Origin of the sequence: Streptomyces sp. NPDC003036 (assembly GCF_040611175.1) — a bacterium.
Taxonomy (GTDB): domain Bacteria; phylum Actinomycetota; class Actinomycetes; order Streptomycetales; family Streptomycetaceae; genus Streptomyces.
Genome location: NZ_JBEXNO010000007.1, coordinates 177,006 through 191,758, shown reverse-complemented (window position 1 = coordinate 191,758; position 14,753 = coordinate 177,006). Strand labels below are relative to the sequence as shown.

The 14,753-nt window shown below is 70.8% G+C and carries 10 protein-coding genes; 7 read left to right on the top strand and 3 right to left on the bottom strand.

Annotated elements, in window-relative coordinates:
• Nucleotides 1-116 precede the first annotated feature (116 nt).
• From ABZX67_RS07895 to ABZX67_RS07885, 3 genes are all read right to left on the bottom strand, one after another.
• A complete protein-coding gene (locus ABZX67_RS07895; protein ID WP_355355999.1) occupies nucleotides 117-2,366 on the bottom strand; it encodes a glycosyltransferase in 2,250 nt (749 codons plus the stop codon).
• Nucleotides 2,363-3,697: a glycosyltransferase gene (locus ABZX67_RS07890; protein WP_355355997.1), complete on the bottom strand. Its 1,335-nt coding sequence runs from the start codon at nucleotides 3,695-3,697 to the stop codon at nucleotides 2,363-2,365. The genes ABZX67_RS07895 and ABZX67_RS07890 overlap by 4 nt, the downstream gene beginning before the upstream one ends.
• Nucleotides 3,698-3,835: 138 nt before the next feature.
• A complete protein-coding gene (locus tag ABZX67_RS07885; RefSeq protein ID WP_355355995.1) occupies nucleotides 3,836-4,447 on the bottom strand; it encodes an acyltransferase in 612 nt (203 codons plus the stop codon).
• 329 nt (nucleotides 4,448-4,776) lie between these two features.
• Between ABZX67_RS07885 and rplU the strand changes: the two genes are divergently transcribed.
• The 7 genes from rplU to ABZX67_RS07850 all read left to right on the top strand — a co-directional run bounded on the left by rplU (nucleotide 4,777) and on the right by ABZX67_RS07850 (nucleotide 14,675).
• The gene (gene rplU, locus ABZX67_RS07880) at nucleotides 4,777-5,097 is read left to right on the top strand and encodes a 50S ribosomal protein L21 (protein WP_355355993.1); all 321 of its coding nucleotides are present in this window, start codon (nucleotides 4,777-4,779) and stop codon (nucleotides 5,095-5,097) included.
• A 14-nt stretch (nucleotides 5,098-5,111) separates the two neighbouring features.
• Nucleotides 5,112-5,366 (top strand): 50S ribosomal protein L27, encoded by a 255-nt coding sequence (gene rpmA / locus ABZX67_RS07875; protein WP_093613107.1) that lies wholly within the window; start codon nucleotides 5,112-5,114, stop codon nucleotides 5,364-5,366.
• Nucleotides 5,367-5,467: 101 nt separating this feature from the next.
• A complete protein-coding gene (obgE, locus tag ABZX67_RS07870) occupies nucleotides 5,468-6,904 on the top strand; it encodes a GTPase ObgE (protein WP_355355990.1) in 1,437 nt (478 codons plus the stop codon).
• 195 nt (nucleotides 6,905-7,099) lie between these two features.
• Nucleotides 7,100-9,121, top strand: coding sequence for a glycosyltransferase family 4 protein (locus ABZX67_RS07865; protein WP_355355988.1), 2,022 nt, complete (start codon nucleotides 7,100-7,102; stop codon nucleotides 9,119-9,121).
• Between the two features lie 209 nt (nucleotides 9,122-9,330).
• Entirely contained in the window at nucleotides 9,331-10,830 is a 1,500-nt protein-coding gene (locus ABZX67_RS07860; protein WP_355355986.1) for a bifunctional cytidylyltransferase/SDR family oxidoreductase, read from the top strand.
• A gap of 213 nt (nucleotides 10,831-11,043) precedes the next feature.
• Nucleotides 11,044-13,182 carry a hypothetical protein gene (locus ABZX67_RS07855; protein ID WP_355355984.1) on the top strand — a complete coding sequence of 713 codons (2,139 nt, stop codon included), beginning with the start codon at nucleotides 11,044-11,046 and terminating at the stop codon, nucleotides 13,180-13,182.
• A 191-nt stretch (nucleotides 13,183-13,373) separates the two neighbouring features.
• Nucleotides 13,374-14,675: a glycosyltransferase family 2 protein gene (locus ABZX67_RS07850; RefSeq protein WP_355355982.1), complete on the top strand. Its 1,302-nt coding sequence runs from the start codon at nucleotides 13,374-13,376 to the stop codon at nucleotides 14,673-14,675.
• Nucleotides 14,676-14,753 lie beyond the last annotated feature (78 nt).

Below are 14,753 nucleotides of genomic sequence, written 5' to 3'. Positions count from 1 at the left end.
CCCCGGGAACGGGGGGGGGCCCTCGCGGTTTTCCGGCCCGGCCACCCGGGGGACCCCCCCCGGGCCGGTTCCCCACCGCGAGGTGGGGAACCGGCCGTCGTGTCACGCGGCGTGCGTCAGGACCCGGCGGGGTCCACCACCGGCAGGTGCTCGAACTTGGCGCGGTCCATCTCGTTGGTCACGCGCAGCTCCGGATACGCCTGCGCGATGCGCCACGCCGTGGGAGCGGCGTTGGTGTCGCAGGCGAACACCACGTCCGTCGGGTCCAGCCGCAGCTGGGGCAGGACCTCCCGCTCGGCGATCTTCGCGTAGATGCGCGGGCGCACCACCCGGTAGCCGCGGTGGAACACCTTCTTGTGGAAGCCGCTCGCCAGCTTGCTGTGGGCGCGCCAGGTCGCCTTCACCGCGAGCTCGGGCGCCACCTTGTCCCGCTGCTTGCCGGCCAGCCGGTCCACGCGCCGCAGGACCGCACGGGGGGCGCGGTAGACGACGAACCGCTCACCGCGCGGGATGAGCAGCCGCTGCTCGGCCTTCTCGATGTTGTGCACCCGCACCCGCTCGTCCAGCTGCGTACGGGCCCAGGCGCCCTCCCTGGCCGTGACCAGGTGGACCTCGATGCCTCGCTCGGCCAGGTAGTTCGCGAAGTCGGCGACGCGGCGGGGCCGGGCGGGGGTGTAGGCGAGGAGGAGGGCCCGTCCGGGAGCCGGCGCGCCGTCTGCGGCCTGAGCGGCCGGTGCGGCCGGGGTCGCCGCCACGGCCTCTGCGGCCTCGGTGTCGACCGCGTCGTCGGGCTCCGGGTCCGGCTCGATGGCCGGCGCCCGGTCCTCGTACACCTCGATGAGCCGGCGGCCGACCACCTCGCGGCTGTACCGGGAGACCAGCACCTCGCGGGCCCGGTCCAGGTCCAGCTGGTCGAAGCGCTCGCGCAGCTCCCAGTAGGCGTCGACGATGACCTGGGGGTCGTCGCTGACGTCCATGAGCCCGCCGGCCAGCTCCTCTATGCCGGCGAGGGTCTCCTCGGGGCCGCGGCTGCGGGTGACGAGCACGGGCAGGCCCGCGGCGTTGGCCTCGACGACGGTCATGCCGAAGGTCTCGGCGCGGCTGGCGTGCACCAGGAGGTCGTACCGGTGCATGAGGCCGTTGACCTCTTCGGGCTGCACGGGCGGCAGGATCGTGAAGCGGTCGCCGAGGCCCAGCTCCTCCGCCCGCTCCAGCAGTTGCTCGCGCAGGGAACCGGCGCCGACCATGGTGAGGGTCGCCTCGGGCTCCTTCTCGGCGACGAGCGCGAAGGCCTCCAGCAGCGGGACGACGCCCTTCGCGGGGAGCAGCCGGCCGACGTAGAGCCACTTGAGCAGCTTCTCGGAGGGCTTGGCCTCCGCGGTGAACCGCTCGAAGTCGATCACGTTCGGCACGATGCGGATCTTGCCGTCGTGGTGCGGGAACTCCTGCACGATCTGGTCGCGCAGGTGCTTGCTGACGCACAGGAACTCGTCGGCGCGGTGCAGCACCTCGTCGTACAGCTTCCGTCCGGCGGGCTGCCGGAAGACCTTCTCCAGGAAGGAGGAGTGCTCGGTCACCACGATGCGCGCGTCGGGCCGGGCCAGGTGCATGGCCAGGACACCGCCGTAGATGCCGGTGTGCGCGTGGACCACGGGCGCCTCGATCCGCCCGGTGGGCAGCGCCTTGCGCAGGGCCTCCTCCTGGCGGGCGACCCAGACCGCGTAGTTGCGGCGGACGCTGATGGGCACCGGCACGCGCGTGACGACGCCCTCGGGCGTGTCCAGCACCGGGATCAGCTCGCGCCGGTCGAGGAAGCGCTCGGCGGTGGCCTTGATCGCGTCCTGGAGGAGCGGGTCGGCGCTGCCGGGCCAGTCCTCCGTGTGCAGGATCGAGATCCGGTCGTAGCGGTGGGCGACGGCCTCGGCGGCGGCCTGCACGAACGACCCGGCGAACGGGTTGTTGGGGGAGGGGTACCAGGGCGTGAGCACCGCGAGGTCGGCGGGCTCGGTGACCCGCTCCGTGTTCTCGTACGGCTCCAGCCGGAACTCCAGGCCGGGGCGCCGGCGCAGGGCCGTCCACGCGACCGGCAGCGCCTGCGCGTCGCCCGCGACGAGGAGGTCGGCGTTCTTCAGCGGGCCGTCCTTGGCGAGGACCAGCTTGCGGGCGGCCCGCCAGGCGGAGCCCTTCTTGTTGAGCCCGGCCCGCAGGACCCGTACGCCGGGGATCTCGGGCAGGTCGTCCCACGCCGCGTGGCCGGAGACCACCAGGACGACCTCGCGTCCGGCGGCGGCCAGCTTCTCGACGTGGACGCGGGTGCCGCGGACCCGGGACTCCCCGAGCGCGAGATAGAGGACGTGGGTGCTCATCGGTGCTCCTCCACCAGCTTGCGCATCCGCTGTTCCCAGGGGCCGAGCGTCGCCGCACGGGTGTACTTGTGGGCGTGCTCGACGGCGAGCTCGTGCTGCGTTCGGTCGACGGCGCGGGCGGCCTCGGCGGCCGCGATGAAGGACTTCGCGACCTGCTCCGCGTTGAGCTCACCGCCGGCGAACCAGAGCGGGTAGCCGTCGAGGACCTCGGTGGCGGCGATGTCGGGCTGGTGCACGGAGACGATCGGCTTGCCGGAGGCCATGTACTCGAAGACCTTGCCGGAGGTGACGTACCGCGCGCCCGGCACGCAGAAGACCAGCGCGTCGGTCTGCGCGTACACGGCCTTGGCCTCGGTCTTGCCGAAGGCGCCGTGGTAGCGCACGCCGATGTTCTCCTCCAGCGGCAGCCGCTTCGTCAGCGTCGCCACGTCGGCGGGGAAGAAGCCCAGGTGGCCGTGGATGTTCAGCTCGGCGTCCCGGAGCAGCGGGTGGCTGCGCGCGATGCGCCAGCCGTCGAAGAGCTCGTCGAGCGGGAGGTACGAGGTGACGGTGCCGAGGTAGCCGAAGCGCAGCGGCCGGTCCGGGGCGGGCGGGACGTACTCGGACTCGCCGAGCAGCTCCGGCTCCCAGCCGTTGGGGACCACGGTCATGCGGTCGGCGGCGTACGGGTAGCGCTCGATGTGCCACTGCCGCATGCCGTCGTTGACGAAGACGGCCTCGGAGGCGTCACGCAGGACCTTCGCCTCCCACTCGAAGGCCTTGCTGTCCTCCTTGAACTTCAGCTGCTCGGTGAACTGGTTGAAGGTCCACGCGTCGCGGTAGTCCACCGCGTACGGGATCTTCAGGAGCTTGCTGAGCATGTGCGCCGCCACGAAGGAGGCGAAGGGGTTCCCGGTGGCGATGATGAGGTCGAACTTCTCCTTGAAGTGCGCCTTCACCGCGTGGGTGAGGACGCCCGGGATCCAGGAGAGGTAGTGCTCGGGAAGGACCTTGGTCTGGAAGAGCTTGTAGAAGCTCGCGGCGAGGGTCGGGAAGTTGCGGCGCAGGCGGCCGAACTGCCGGACGTCCTTCTCCCACGCGTAGTACGCCATGGGGGGCCGGACGACCCGGACGCGCGGGTCGACGGTGTCCTCGAGGGAGGGGTCGCAGGCGTTCTGCAGGTACGTCTCGAAGAACTCGCGCGGGGCCGTGCAGACGGTTACGTCCCAGCCGGCTTCGGCGAAGTGGTTCGCAGTGGCGCGGCCTCTGAAGACACCACTTGCACGGCTGGGCGGAAAGAAATACGCGAGATACAGAACGCGTGGCCGGCGTCCGCTTGATCCGAGCGGCATGACAGTGGTGGAACCCTTCCCTCAAGGCAAAATGCGTCCATGCTATCGGACGCTTGGATGTGCGTGTCCGGTTCTGTGGCGGAGGTGCCGACGCCTGTGTGGCTGGTCACTCCGGGCGGTCGGCCCGTGGATCAGCCGTCAGGCGGAGAGGTCCGCGCGCTCCGAAAGGACCCCGTCCTTCTCCTCGTACAGGGCGCCGGTCTTCGGGCAGGCCCACACCCCGGGCTCCCCGTCCCGCTCGACCAGCCGGACGCCCTCCCGGCCGACCCAGCCGATGCGGCGGGCCGGGACACCGACGACCAGGGCGAAGTCGGGCACGTCCTTGGTGACCACGGCGCCGGCCGCGACCATCGCCCATCGACCGATGCGGACCGGGGCGACGCACACCGACCGCGCGCCGAGCGAGGCGCCCTCGGCGACCTTCACACCGACGGCCTCCCAGTCGCTGCCCCGCTTCTGCCGGCCCTCGGGGTCCACCGACCGAGGGTTGTGGTCGTTGGTGAGCACGACCGCCGGCCCGACGAAGACGCCGTCGGCGAGCTCGGCGGGCTCGTACACCAAGGCGTAGTTCTGGATCTTCACGTTGTCGCCGATGCGGACGCCGGTGCCGATGTACGCGCCGCGCCCGACCACGCAGGCCTCGCCGAGCCGCGCGTTCTCCCGGATCTGGGCGAGCTCCCAGACGCTGCTGCCGGCCCCGATCTCAGCGGTCTCGTCGACCTGCGCGGTGGGCTGGACCCTGTAGTTCACTCTGACGCCTTTCCCAGTGCCTCTTCGCGGAGTGAGCATACGTGGGTGAGAAAACGCAACCGGTCGGCCGGTCGGCGGTCCGGCCCGGTATTGCCACCCGTGGAGCACGGCCGCACGGGCCACCGGCCCGGTTTGACCCCTCAACCCGCGCCCCGTAACCTTGACCGTCGGCGTGTTTCCATGCGCGCCAGCTCCTGAGCACCTTCCTCCGCGGGGCCCCCGGGCCCGGGTCGGAGAGGCCGCTCATCCACCCGGAACAGTCACGGACCTCGCCGGTCCGTGCGAGCGGCTGGCATCAGGGGTTCCCGTTCACGAGCAAGGAGAGAACCGTGTACGCCATCGTGCGCAGCGGTGGTCGCCAGCACAAGGTTGCTGTCGGCGACATCGTTGAGGTTGACAAGATTTCCACTGCCAAGGTTGGCGACACGGTCGAGCTCTCGACCCTGCTCGTTGTCGACGGCGACTCCGTGACCAGCGACCCGTGGGTGCTGGCCGGCATCAAGGTCACGGCCGAGGTCGTGGACCACCACAAGGGCGCCAAGATCGACATCCTGCGCTACAAGAACAAGACCGGCTACCGCCGTCGTCAGGGCCACCGCCAGCAGTACACGGCGATCAAGGTCACGACGATCCCGTCGGCCGCGAAGTAAGGGACTGAGGAGACATGGCACACAAGAAGGGCGCATCGTCCACCCGGAACGGTCGCGACTCCAACGCTCAGCGGCTCGGCGTGAAGCGCTTCGGCGGTCAGGTCGTCAACGCCGGTGAGATCCTGGTCCGCCAGCGTGGCACCCACTTCCACCCGGGCACGGGTGTCGGCCGTGGTGGCGACGACACGCTGTTCGCGCTGCAGGCCGGTGCGGTTCAGTTCGGCACGCACCGCGGCCGCAAGGTCGTGAACATCGTTCCGGCTGCCTAAGCCACTTACGAGAGGCGGACCTCACTTCCCGTATCGGGAAGCGGGTCCGCCTTTCGCTTGTTGCACCGAAGACAATTCCTACGTAACTGGAGGCATAGGACATGACCACCTTCGTGGACCGCGTCGAGCTGCATGTCGCCGCGGGTAACGGAGGCCACGGCTGTGCCTCCGTTCACCGGGAGAAGTTCAAGCCGCTCGGCGGCCCCGACGGCGGCAACGGCGGCCGTGGCGGCGATGTGATCCTGGTCGTCGACCAGTCGATCACCACCCTGCTGGACTACCACCACTCCCCGCACCGCAAGGCCACCAACGGCAAGCCCGGCGAGGGCGGCAACCGCTCCGGCAAGGACGGTCAGGACCTGATCCTGCCGGTGCCGGACGGCACGGTCGTGCTGGACAGGAACGGCGAGGTCCTGGCCGACCTGGTCGGCCACGGCACCTCGTACGTCGCCGCCGAGGGCGGCCGCGGCGGCCTCGGCAACGCCGCGCTGGCCTCCGCGCGCCGCAAGGCGCCCGGCTTCGCGCTGCTCGGCGAGCCGGGACGCTCCGGCGACATCGTGCTGGAGCTGAAGACGGTCGCGGACGTGGCCCTGGTGGGCTACCCCAGCGCCGGCAAGTCCTCGCTGATCTCCGTGCTGTCCGCCGCCAAGCCCAAGATCGCGGACTATCCGTTCACGACCCTCGTGCCGAACCTGGGCGTGGTCACCGCCGGCTCCACCGTCTACACGATCGCCGACGTGCCGGGTCTGATCCCGGGCGCCAGCCAGGGCCGGGGCCTGGGCCTCGAGTTCCTGCGCCACGTCGAGCGCTGCTCGGTCCTGGTGCACGTCCTGGACACGGCGACCCTGGAGTCCGACCGCGACCCGGTCTCCGACCTCGACGTCATCGAGGAGGAGCTGAAGCAGTACGGCGGTCTCGACGACCGCCCGCGCATCGTCGTCCTCAACAAGATCGACATTCCGGACGGCCAGGACCTCGCCGACATGATCCGCCCGGACCTGGAGGAGCGCGGCTACCGCGTCTTCGAGGTCTCGGCCGTGGCCCGCACGGGCCTGAAGGAGCTCTCCTTCGCGCTCGCCGAGATCGTCTCCAAGGCACGCGCGGCCAAGCCGAAGGAGGAGGCGACCCGGATCGTCATCCGCCCGAAGGCGGTCGACGACGCGGGCTTCACCGTCACGCGCGAGGAGGACGGCCTCTTCCGGGTGCGCGGCGAGAAGCCGGAGCGCTGGGTGCGCCAGACGGACTTCAACAACGACGAGGCCGTCGGCTACCTCGCCGACCGCCTCAGCCGCCTCGGTGTCGAGGAGGAGCTGATGAAGGCCGGCGCCCGCGCCGGCGACGGCGTGGCCATCGGCCCCGAGGACGACGCGGTTGTTTTCGACTGGGAGCCCACGATGATGGCGGGCGCCGAGATGCTCGGCCGCCGCGGCGAGGACCACCGCTTCGAGGCACCGCGCCCCGCGGCCCAGCGCCGCAAGGACCGCGACGCCGAGCGTGACGAGGCGCTCCGCGAGTTCGAGGGCTTCGAGCCCTTCTAGTCCTTCCAGATCGGGAACACCCGAGCCCCGGCCCCCGGAACCCGCCGCATCGGCCTCCGGGAGCCGGGGCTTCGCGGTGCCCGGCGCCGCGCGGGAGGGATTGAGTCCGTTCACGACACAACCAATGCCGTCGAACAGCCGTCTAGCTACGAGGGGCCGAGCAGAACCGCCCCCGGCACATCGAACGGAGCGTTGATGAAGATCTCCTTCCTCATCCACACCATCTACGGCATCGGCGGCACCATCCGCACCACGCTCAACCTCGCGGAAGAGCTCGCCGACCGCCACGAGGTGGAGATCGTGTCGGTCTTCCGGCACCGCGACATCCCGCTCTTCGACATCGACCCCCGCGTCACCGTCGTCCCGCTCGTCGACACCCGCCCCTCCTCGCCCACCAACGAGAAGGAGCACCCCCTCCTGCTCCAGCCCGCCGAGTACTTCCCCAGGAACGAAGCGCGCTACAAGGAGTACGGCAAGCTCACCGACGAGCGGGTCCGCGCGCACTACGCCACCGCGGGCTCCGACGCGGACGTCGTCATCGGCACCCGCCCCGGACTCTCCGCGTACGTCGCGCAGTTCGCGCCCACCGGCGCCGTGCTCATCGGCCAGGAGCACATGACGCACCACCACCACAAGACGGCCCTGCGCAAGGAGATGTACGCGCACCTCGACGCGCTCGACGCGTACGTCACCGTCTCCGAGGGCGACGCCCGGGTGTGGCGCGAGCGGATGCCGCTGCCCGCCACACGCGTGCTCGCCATCCCCAACAGCGTTCCCGAGCCGCCCGTCGCGCCGTCGGACGTCTCCGGGAAGACGGTCGTCGCCGCCGGGCGGCTCTCCCCGGAGAAGCAGTACCACGTCCTCATCGACGCCTTCGCCAAGGTCGTCAAGGCCCACCCCGACTGGGACCTGCGCATCTACGGCTGGGGCACCGAACGGGACAAGCTCCTCGCCCGCATCGAGGAACTCGGCCTCTACAACAGCGTCCGGCTCATGGGCCCGCACTCGCCCATCGAGCCGGAGTGGGCCAAGGGCGCCATCGCCGCGTCGACCTCGCGCCACGAGTCGTTCGGCATGACGCTCGTCGAGGCGATGCGCTGCGGCCTGCCCGTGGTCTCCACCGACTGCGACTACGGCCCGCGCGAGATCCTCGCGGACGGCGAGGACGGCATCCTCGTTCCCGTGGGCGACGCCGACGCCGTCGCCACCGCGCTGCTCACCCTCATCGACGACGAGGAGCTGCGCCGGAAGATGGGGGCGGCCGCCCTGCGCAACGCCCGCCGCTTCCACCCGGCCCGGGTCGCCGAGCAGTACGAGGAGCTCTTCGGCGAGCTGCGCACCGCCGCCGCCCAGCGCGCCGAGGCCGGCGGCTACGCCCCCGTCGCCGACTGCGTGGTCGAGCCCGACGGCGCCGTCACCGTCACGCTCGCGGGCCCGCGCCGGGACGGACTCCACCTCGCCTGCGTACGCACCGACGACCGCACCGACGACCACCGCTTCCCCTTCGACGCCGAGGGCCGTGCCACCGTCCCGGCGGACGCGGTGTTCCACGAGGGCATCTGGGAGGGCTCCGTCGAACTGCCCGGCTCCGGGCGGCGTGTGCGCATCACCACCCGTTCCATAGACCAGCGCGGCGCGATGCGCGCCCGGGAACGCGTCACCGGCGGCGTACGCACCCTCATCCCGTACCCCAGCAAGCCGAAGAAGCAGCTCCTGCTCCGCTCCTGGGTGCGTCCCGTCCACGCCGAGGCCGCCGATGTCCAGGTCTCCCGGGGAGAGATCACCGTTTCCGGTGAACTGATCGGCGCCGCGCCCGCACCGGACGCCCCCACCCTGATCGTGCGCCGCCGCGGCCGCGGCTCCGTCGACCTCACGTACCCCGGCACTTGGCTGGGCGACGGACGGTTCCGCTTCACCTTCCCCGCCGCCGGACCCGCCGCCCACCAGACCGCGGCTAACCAGTGGTGGGACCTGCTGGTGCGGTACGCCCCCGGTGCCGAGCCCGTCCGCCTCGCCCGCGTCCTCGACGACATCGTCGACAAGGGCCCCGTCTTCGGCTATCCCGCCACGCGGCTGCGCAAGAAGCGCCCCTACGCCCTGCTGCGCATCGCGGCGCGCAGGCTGCGCGGCCTGCCGCAGCAGTACGTCCGCGTCCGCCCGGCCTACGCCGACACCAACGACCTGCTGGTCAACGTCGCCGATGTGCCGGTCAAGTAACCGGGTCCGCACACCTCCATCACACTCCGCCGTCCCCCGTGTGGCGTCGGTCACCGAACGCCTTTCCGGGTGCCGGATCAACTCCCCAGGCCACGCGGTGAACACGGGGTGTCCACCCGGTGCCGGGGGCCTGCCGTCCGCCTTGCGGGACGGTCACGGAGAGTGCGACCATCAGCCCGTCCCCCCGTCGTCGCAAGGTAGGTCGTTCTGTGTCAGCGCCGCATGAAGCCAAGACCCGCACCACAGCAGTCGTCCTGGCCGGTGGTACCGGCCAGCGGGTGGGCCTCGCGATCCCCAAGCAGCTGCTGAAGATCGCGGGCAAGGCGGTCATCGAGCACACGCTGACGATCTTCGAGCAGGCCGAGTGCGTCGACGACGTGATCGTGCTGATGGCGCCCGGTTTCGTGCCCGACGTCGAGAAGATCATCGCCAAGGCCGGACTGACCAAGGTCACCCGCGTCCTGGAGGGCGGCGCCACTCGCAACGAGACGACGGAGCGGGCCATCCGCGCCCTCGGCGAAGGCCTCGCGGAGGGGGAGGACCGCAACGTCCTCTTCCATGACGCCGTCCGTCCGCTTCTGTCACAGCGCGTGATCAAGGACTGTGTCGACGCCCTCGACCGCTACCAGGCCGTCGACGTCGCCATCCCCTCCGCCGACACGATCATCGTGACCCGCACCCACGGCGAGGACGGCGAGTTCATCACCGACGTCCCGGACCGCTCCCGGCTGCGCCGCGGCCAGACCCCGCAGGCGTTCAAGCTCTCCACGATCCGCAGGGCGTACGAGGTCGCCGCCGGCGACCCGAACTTCCAGGCCACCGACGACTGCTCCGTCGTGCTCAAGTACCTGCCGGACGTGCCGATCCACGTCGTACCGGGTGACGAGTACAACATGAAGGTGACCCAGCCGGTCGACGTCTTCATCGCCGACAAGCTCTTCCAGCTGGCCTCCACCGCCGCGCCCCGCCAGGCCGACGAGGCCGCCTACCGCGAGCAGCTCTCCGGCAAGACCGTCGTCGTCTTCGGCGGTTCGTACGGCATCGGCGCCGACATCGCCGCCCTCGCCGAGCGCTACGGCGCCACGGTGTACGCGCTGGGCCGCTCCACCACCGGCACCCACGTGGAGAACCCCGACCACGTCGACGCCGCGCTGGACAAGGCGTACGCGGAGAGCGGCCGCATCGACTACGTGATCAACACCGCGGGCGTGCTGCGCATCGGCAAGCTCGCCGAGACCGACAGCGCCACCATTCAGGAAGCGCTGAACGTCAATTACCTCGCGCCCGTGCACATCGCTCGTGCGTCGTACAAATACCTGGTCGAGACCAAGGGGCAGCTGCTGCTCTACACCTCCTCCAGCTACACCCGCGGCCGCGCCGAGTACAGCCTTTACTCCTCCACCAAGGCCGCCATGGTGAATCTCACCCAGGCCCTCGCCGACGAATGGGCCGGCGACGGAATCCGGGTGAATTGCGTCAACCCCGAGCGCACCGCGACCCCCATGCGTACGAAGGCGTTCGGCCAGGAGCCGGCCGGTTCGCTGCTGTCCTCCGAGGCCGTGGCCCGGACCTCGCTGGACGTGCTGCTCTCCGACCTGACCGGCCATGTCATCGACGTACGACAGCAGGACCCGACCGCCGGGGCGAGCGAGGCATCGGGCTTCGAGCAGGCCCTGGCATCGGTTCTGGACCGCCAGGGAGATGTGTAATACTCGGCGGATCGCAGAATCTCATGATCTGGATCGCTTGATGTGCAATTCGGGCCTCTGTGTCGCCTCACCGCGAATACAGGGGCCCGAGTTCGTGAACCGCGGGTTCACGGGCCTCGAGTTCATGAACCACCGGTTCACGAGCCCGTGGCTCCTGAACCCCCGCAGCGCAATGTGAAATAAACCGGCACCCCCCTCTGGAGCAGGTTCTTCGTGATTTCGACCGCCATTCGCCTGGTACGCGTGGGCAGTGCGTCGGAGCTGGCCGCGGCAGTCCTGATGGGACTGGGCTATCCGTGCGTCATGCTCGCCGCGCTGATCCCGAACCTCTGGTTCTTCGCGGCCGCCGGTGCCGTGACCTATGTCGCGGACTGGTATCTGCACCAGAAGAAGAGCTATCTGATCAACCGGCTGAGCAAGGTCAGAGCCGGCCTGCCGATCCGCTTCCTGCTGCGCCAGCTGCTGCTGATCCTGCTGCTCGCCCGCGAGAACCTCGCCGAGCAGCCGGTCTTCTACGCCGCGGTCGCCTGCTTCCTGCTCTTCTACGGCCTCCAGGCCCCGCAGGGCGCCCTCGCCACCCTCATCCGGCTGCGGCGCACCATGCCGGTCGTCACCCGCAACATCGACCTGCACGCCGTGCGCATCCCGGACGCCCCGCCGCGCGCCCTGCTGAATCGGTCCGCCGAGAAGATGCTGCACCTCGACATCCCGGCCGTCGCGGGCGTGATCATCGCCGCCGCCACCGGCGAGAACACCGTCGCGTACGCCGGTGTCGCCGCCACCCTCGCGCTGGGGCTGCTCTACACCCTCGTCCTCGTCCCGTACCTGCGCCGGGGCCGCCGGGTGCCGGCCGCGGGCGCGGTCCTCAAGGCCGTCGGCACCTGGCTCGGCGAGTACCAGCCGACCGTCGCGCTGTACTTCTCGGGCTCCGACGACTCCGCGTACCAGGTCAACATGTGGCTGGAGACGATGGAGCAGGTCGACGGCCGCCCGATCGTCATCATGCGCGAGCGCAACCTCGTCAAGAAGCTCAACCCGACGTCCGTGCCCGTCCTCTGCGTGCCCGGCGGGCAGCACCTGATGGCGATGGACTTCTCCTCGATCCGCGTCACGCTGTACGCCGCCAACGTCGGCAAGAACATCCACATGCTGCGCGTACCGACCATGAAGCACGTCTTCATCGGGCACGGCGACAGCGACAAGCTCGCCAGCGTCAACCCCTACTCCAAGGTGTACGACGAGGTGTGGACCGCCGGCCAGGCGGGCCGCGACCGGTACGCGCTCGCCGACGTCGGCGTCCGCGACGAGGACATCGTCGAGGTGGGCCGCCCGCAGCTCGCGCCGATCAAGCCCTGGACGGGTGCGCCGAAGAACCCGATCCCGACCCTCCTGTACGCCCCCACCTGGGAGGGCTGGGACAACAACCCGGGCAACACCTCGCTGCTGCTGGCCGGCGAGAACATCATGAAGCGGCTGCTGAACGCCCCGAGCCCGGTCCGCGTGATCTACAAGCCGCACCCCTTCACCGGCCTGGTCGACAAGAAGGCCAAGGCCGTCGACGAGCGGCTGCAGAAAATGGTCGTCGCCGCCAACGCCGCCCGCGCCACCGACCCGCGCTGGGCGAAGGAGATCGCCGCCGCCCAGGCGTCGCAGACCGCGGCGCGCGCCGAGCTCACCCGCGTCGAGGCCCGCATCGCCGAGCTCTGCCGCCCCGGCCGCAAGGGCGGCGACGAGGCCGAGGAGTCACGCGTCTCGCTCGCCGACCCGCACCGCCTCGCCGAGATCAAGCGGCTGCGCGCGGAGTGGAACGACGCGTACTGGCGCTCCTTCGGCTGGTGGGAGCACCGCGTCGTCACCGGCCCCGAGCCGAAGCTGTACGACTGCTTCAACGAGTCCGACGGCATGGTCTCGGACATCTCCAGCGTGGTGTCGGACTTCATCGCGAGCGGCAAGCCGTACGCCGTGACGGACTCGGCCGAGCTCGGCGTCGAGGAGTTCAAGCGCCAGAACACCGCGGTCCGCGCCGCGGTGATCCTCTCCAACCGGGCCCCCGAGCTGGACGAACTGCTGGCCGCCGTGGCCGACCCGGCCGCCGACCTGCTCGCGGCGGACCGGCGACGGCTCAAGCAGTACCTGCTCGGCCCGGACGAGCCGACCTCCATGGAGCGGTTCAACGCGGCGGTGCGCGCCCTCGCGACGAAGGCGGAGGCCCGCAACCGCGGCGTGGCGCAGCGGCTGGCCGGCCAGCGGATCGGCGAGCTGGACGCGGAGGCCACCGCGGCGGCCGACGTGGTGACGGACACCGTGGCCGAGAAGGGCGCGGACGAGGTGGCCGCCCCCGTCGCGACCTGACGCGAGCGCGCACGTACACCGCGGCGCACACCGGCGTACACACAACGGCCCGTAAGTCCCTCGTACGAAGGGGACTTACGGGCCGTCGTGCGTGCCGACACATGCCCGACACGGGTCGGGGGCACCATGACGCACTGACGGACGGCCGTCGTCCGTTTACCGTTCACCGCTTACCGCCGTAGTGGGTGCCGATGCCTGAGAACACTCCCGACGCTCCCGAAGCTCCTCGTACTTCCGACGCTCCCGATGTCAGCGTGATCATCGGGGCCTACGAAGCCATGCCGTACCTGGTCAAGTGCCTGGACTCGGCCGAGGCGCAGACCATCGGCCCGCAGCGCATGGAGATCATTGCCGTAGACGACGGGTCGACGGACGGCACCGGCGAGTACCTGGAGGAGTTCGCCGCCCGGTCGGCCGTGCCGACGCGGGTCGTCCGGCAGGCCAACTCCGGAGGCCCCAGCGGCCCGCGCAACACCGGGCTGCAACTGGCCCGCGGCCGGTACGTCTTCTTCCTCGACGCCGACGACTACCTCGGCGAGGAAGCCCTGGAGCGGCTCGTCACGATGGCCGACAAGGCGGGCACGGACGTAGTGCTCGGCAAGACCGTCGGCGTCAACCGCAACGCCGCCAAGTCGATGTGGGGCCGGACCGTCGAGCGCGCCGACATCTTCACCTCCAACGTCAAGTACACGCTCAGCGCCCAGAAGCTCTTCCGGCGCGAGCTGCTGGTACGCCACGGCATGCGCTTCGACGAGTCGCTGCGTACGGGCGAGGACGCGCTGTTCACGCTGGAGGCGTATCTGCGCGGCAACGGGGTCTCGGTGGTCGCCGACTACGTCTGCTACTACCTGGTGGGCCGCGAGGACGGCAAGCACGTCACCAAGAGCGGGAGTTACACCCTCCGCTTCGACTCGGCGAAGGCGCTGATGGAGCTGATCGCCCGGCACGTGCCCAAGGGCGAGAAGCGCGACCTGCTGATGCTGCGGCCGTTCATCGTCACGCTGCTGCCGCAGTTCGGGCCGGTGCTGCTCAAGCAGCCGCCCGAGGTGCTGCGCCACAAGATGGAGCTGGCGGCGCCGCTGATGGCCGCGTACTGGACGCCGGGCGTCGCGCGCCGGCTCAAGCCCGAGGACCGGCTGCGGCTGACCTGTGTGGCGCTGAACAAGCCGGAGGCGCTGCGGGAGGTGGTCGCGTACCTGAAGGCGGGCACGCCTCCGGAGCGCGTACGCCGCTGGGGCCGGGAGTACCTGGCGTACCCACACTTCCGCGACCCGGCGGTGGGGATCCCCGACGCCGCGTACGAACTCCGCGGCGCGGCGGGCCCGCGCGCCGCCGCCCGCGCGGCCGCCGGCCGCACCCTGCGCGGCGCCCGCCGCCGGGCCCGGCGCCTCGCGGGCGCCGTGCTGCGCCGCCTGCGCCTGCGCGGCACGCGCGGCGACGCGTCCACTCCTCGCACGGCGGCTCAGGCGGAGGCGGCCCGCGAGGCGGCGTGAGGCCCCCGCCGACAGCGACGGGGACGGCGGGGAACGGCGCGGGGCGGCGGGGGCCCGGACGGTGCGGTCCGGGATGGG